The following is a 4,376-nucleotide window of genomic DNA, read 5'->3' as shown; positions in this document are numbered from 1 at the left end:
AGCCCGAACACCGCCACCGACTCGCCCTTCCGCACCCGGGCGGCATGGTTGACCGCGCCGTGCCCGGTGAGCACCGCGCAGCCGAGCAGGGCGGCGTCGACCAGCGGCACCCCGTCCGGCAGCGGCAGCACGGCATTCGCCGGGACCACGGTCTCCTCCGCGAACGCGGCGACGCTCAGCCCCGGATAGAGCTGCGCGCCCCGCGCGCTCTCGGCGTACGGCACGGTGGTGGCGGCGCCCGCGTGGAGGCAGAGCCAGGGCTCGGCCAGCTCCGCGCAGTGGTGGCAGGCGCCGCACGCGGGCGCCCAGTTCAGGACAACCCGCTCCCCCGGCGCCACCGTCTCCACCCCCTCGCCGACGGCCACGACCGTGCCGGAGCCCTCGTGGCCCAGCACCGCCGGCACCGGCTGGCGCAGGGTGCCGTTGCTGAGCGAGAGGTCGGAGTGGCAGACGCCGGCGGCGGCCAGCCGCACCCTCACCCGGCCGGGGCCGGGTTCGGGAACGCGTATGTCGGTGATCTCCAGCGGCGCTCCCACGGCGGGCAGCACTGCGGCGCGGACGGTAGACATCAGACGGTGGCCTTCCCGAGAGGAACTGCGCGCGGACTGTTCGGGTCGCTCAACTGGGGGTCGCTCAAATGCGGGTCGCTCAGAACCGGGCTGCTCAGGTGCCGGTCGCTCAGAACTGCAGGGACTGGGTGTGCAGGTACTCGGTCAGCCCGTGCCGGCCCAACTCGCGGCCGACGCCCGAGCGTTTGTGGCCGCCGAAGGGCGCCAGCGGGTTGAAGCGGCCGCCGTTGACGTCCACCTGCCCGGTCCGCAGCCGGCGGGCGAAGGCGACGGCCTCCTCCTCGTCGCGTGCCCAGACCGCGCCGGAGAGGCCGTAGTCGGTGCCGTCGGCGATCCGCAGCGCGTCCTCGGCGTCCACGAAGCTCAGCACGGCCAGCACCGGACCGAAGATCTCCTCCTGGGCGACCGTCATCTCCGGGGTGACGCCGGCGAGCACCGTGGGCCGCACGTAGTAGCCGCGGGCCAGGCCGGCCGGGACGCCGGGCCCGCCGCACGCCGCGTGGGCGCCCTCGGCGAGGCCCTTCTCCAGGTAGCCGGTGACCCGCTCCCGCTGTGCGGCGCTGACCAGCGGGCCCACCCGGGTGCCGTCGGCGCGCGGGTCTCCGACGGGGTGCCGGGCGGCGGCGGCGACCGCCAGCTCCACGGCCTCCTCGTAGTGGCTCTCGTGGACCAGCAGCCGTGTCCATGCGCTGCACGTCTGACCGGAGTTGGCCATGACGTTCGCCACGCCCGCCTTCACCGCGCGGGTCAGGTCGGCGCCGGGAAGCACGACGTTCGCGGACTTGCCGCCGAGTTCCAGGGCGACGGGCCTGACCGCCCGTCCCGCGGCGGCCCCGATCCGGGCGCCGACGGCGGTGGAGCCGGTGAAGGAGACCATGTCGACGTCCGGGTGGCCGGCCAGCGCCTCGCCGGCCTCCGGGCCGTGACCGGTGACGAGGTTGAACACGCCGGGCGGGAGGCCGGCGGCGGCCACCGCCTCGGCGAACAGCTGGGCGACCAGCGGGGTGTCCTCGGCGGGTTTGAGGACCATCGTGCAGCCGGCGGCCAGCGCGGGCGCGGCCTTGGCGACGACCTGGTGCAGCGGGTAGTTCCACGGGGTGATGGCGCCGACGACGCCGACCGGGTCCTGGAAGACGCGGGAGTTGCCGACGCGCTCCTCGAACTCGTACGTGGCGGCGAGCCGCGCGTAGGACCCGGCCACGGTGATCGGGAGGTCGGCGTGGACGGCCCTGGCGAAGGAGAGCGGCGCGCCGAGTTCCGAGGTGACGGTGTCGGCGATCTCCTCCCGGCGGGCGGCCAGCGCGTCGCGCAGCGCGGTGAGGTGCTCGGCCCGCCTGGCGGGTGCGGTGGCCGCCCAGCCGGGGAGGGCGGCGCGGGCCGCCGCGACGGCGGCGTCCACGTCCGCGGCGCCGCCGGCCGGCACCTCGCCGATGACACCTTCGTGGGAGGGGTCGCGGACCTCGATGGCGGAGGTGCCCAGCGGAGGCCGCCAGGATCCGTCGATGAACATCGCGTCGTGTGCCTGCATGGAGACAAACTAGCGCCGCTAGTTACCGGATGCCACCCCTTCCCGGCTGTTCCCGGCCGACGTCCGAAGCCCGCGCCCCGACTCCCCCGCGCGGGGGCTTGCCCGGGTCCCCACTTATTCCTATGGTCATGCATAGGAATAACGGTCGACAGCGGCGGGAGCGGCGAGACGATGAGCGACGGCGAGCAGGCACGCGGGACGGCCCGGGAGCTGGCCCGGAAGACGGCCCAGGAGCTGGAGTACTCCTCCGGCTTCGGCAACGAGCACAGCAGCGAGGCGGTCACGGGCGCGCTGCCGGTCGGCCGCAACTCGCCCCAGCGCGCGCCGCTCGGCCTGTACGCCGAGCAGCTCAGCGGTACGGCGTTCACCCAGCCCAGGGCGCACAACCGCCGGTCCTGGCTGTACCGCGTCCGACCGTCGGCCGCGCACCCGGCCTTCCACCGCGTGGACAACGGCGCCCTGCGGTCCGGCCCGTTCACCGCCGTCCCGGACCCCAACCGGCTGCGCTGGAACCCGCTGCCGGAGCCGCCCGCCGGCACCGACTTCCTCTCCTCGCTGTGGACCGTCGGCGGCAACGGCGACCCCCTGCAGCGCTCCGGCATGGCCGTGCACCTGTACCACGCCAACGCCTCGATGACCGACCGGGTCTTCTCCGACGCCGACGGCGAGCTGCTGATCGTCCCGGAGAGCGGCGGCCTGCTGCTGCACACCGAGTTCGGCCGGCTGGCCGTCGAACCCTCGCAGATCGCGCTCGTCCCGCGCGGGGTGCGCTTCCGGGTGGAGTTGCTGGCCGACGCCGCGCGCGGCTACGTCTGCGAGAACTACGGCGCCCCCTTCGTCCTGCCCGACCTCGGCCCCATCGGGGCGAACGGCCTCGCCAACCCGCGCGACTTCCTCGCCCCGACGGCGGCCTTCGAGGAGGCCGAGCGCGAGGTGGAGGTGGTCAACAAGTACGGCGGCAACCTGTGGGCGGCGCGGTACCCGCACTCCCCGCTGGACGTCGTGGCCTGGCACGGCAACCTGACCCCGTACGTCTACGACCTGCGGCGCTTCAACGTCATCGGGACGATCAGCTACGACCACCCGGACCCGTCGATCTTCACCGTGCTGACCTCCCCGACCGACACCCCGGGGCTGGCCAACGTCGACTTTGTCGTCTTCGCGCCGCGCTGGCTCGTCGGCGAGGACACCTTCCGGCCGCCGTACTTCCATCGGAACGTGATGAGCGAGTACATGGGCCTCGTCGAGGGCGCCTACGACGCCAAGGCGGAGGGCTTCGTCCCCGGCGGCGGCTCACTGCACAACATGATGTCCGCGCACGGCCCCGACCGGGAGACGTTCGACCGGGCCAGCGCGGCCGAACTCGTGCCGCAGAAGGTCGACGACGGCCTCGCCTTCATGTTCGAGACGCGCTGGCCGGTGGTCTGCACCGAGCAGGCCGGGGCCGCCGACCACCTCCAGCGCGGCTACGACGACGTCTGGCGGGGGCTGGAGCGGCACTTCCGCTCGTAGTATGAGTGGCCGGGAGGTGCCTTGTCCGTCTTCGCCCCTGACTCACTCTCGCTCAACCGCAAGCTGCCGCTGTGGTACCAGGTGTCGCAGTCGCTGCGGGCGTCCATCCTGGGCAGGTCCCCGGACGCCCCGCTGCGGCTGCCCACCGAGGAGGCGCTGGCCGAGCACTACGGCGTCAGCGTGCTGACCATGCGGCAGGCGCTCAAGGAGCTGGAGTCGGAGGGCCTGATCAGCCGGCACCGCCGGCGCGGCACCTTCATCGAGGCGGAGGCCAGACGGGAGCGGACGGTACGGCTGCTCGGCTCCGTCGACGCGATCGTGGCCCAGCAGTCCGGTGAGGACACCACGCTGCTCGGCCACGGCCCGGCACCCGTGCCCGCCGAACTGGCGGAGCACTTCGGCGACCGCGAGGTCGTCGGCTTCCGGCGGCTGCGCCGCGACCGGGTCACCGGCGAGCCGACCAACTGGGCGGAGAACCTGATCCCGGCCGCCGTGGCCGCGCACGTCGACCCGGCGGTGCTGACCCGGATGCCGATGACCAAGCTGCTGCGCGACGAGGTCGGAGTGCGCATCAGCCGGATCACCGACACCGTCGAGGCCCGGCTGGCCGATCCGGAGACCGCACGGCTGCTCGACGTGCCGCTGCTGAGCCCGATCCTGCACTACACCGGGATCACCTACGACGACACGGGCGCCGTGGTGGACGTGGCGCGCATCCGTTACCGGGGCGACCGGTTCTCCTTCTCGGTGACCGTGGAGAACGTCAG

4 protein-coding genes are annotated in these 4,376 nt (G+C 73.6%); 2 read left to right on the top strand and 2 right to left on the bottom strand.

Going from position 1 to position 4,376, the window contains the following annotated elements:
- Both GL263_RS22405 and GL263_RS22400 read right to left on the bottom strand, forming a co-directional pair.
- The coding region (locus GL263_RS22405) for an alcohol dehydrogenase catalytic domain-containing protein (protein ID WP_182857556.1) at nt 1-569 on the bottom strand (569 nt) is incomplete at its 3' end.
- 109 nt (nt 570-678) lie between these two features.
- Nucleotides 679-2,097: an aldehyde dehydrogenase family protein gene (locus GL263_RS22400; RefSeq protein ID WP_182857555.1), complete on the bottom strand. Its 1,419-nt coding sequence runs from the start codon at nt 2,095-2,097 to the stop codon at nt 679-681.
- Between the two features lie 171 nt (nt 2,098-2,268).
- Between GL263_RS22400 and hmgA the strand changes: the two genes are divergently transcribed.
- A complete protein-coding gene (gene hmgA, locus GL263_RS22395; protein WP_182857554.1) occupies nt 2,269-3,609 on the top strand; it encodes a homogentisate 1,2-dioxygenase in 1,341 nt (446 codons plus the stop codon).
- Between the two features lie 21 nt (nt 3,610-3,630).
- Nucleotides 3,631-4,376 (top strand): GntR family transcriptional regulator (locus GL263_RS22390; protein ID WP_182857553.1); only part of this gene is annotated, 746 nt, incomplete at its 3' end.

The organism is Streptomyces durbertensis (assembly GCF_014156695.1).
Lineage (GTDB): Bacteria > Actinomycetota > Actinomycetes > Streptomycetales > Streptomycetaceae > Streptomyces > Streptomyces durbertensis.
The sequence above is the reverse complement of the archived record's forward strand: the minus strand, read 5'-3'. Positions and strand labels throughout refer to the sequence as shown.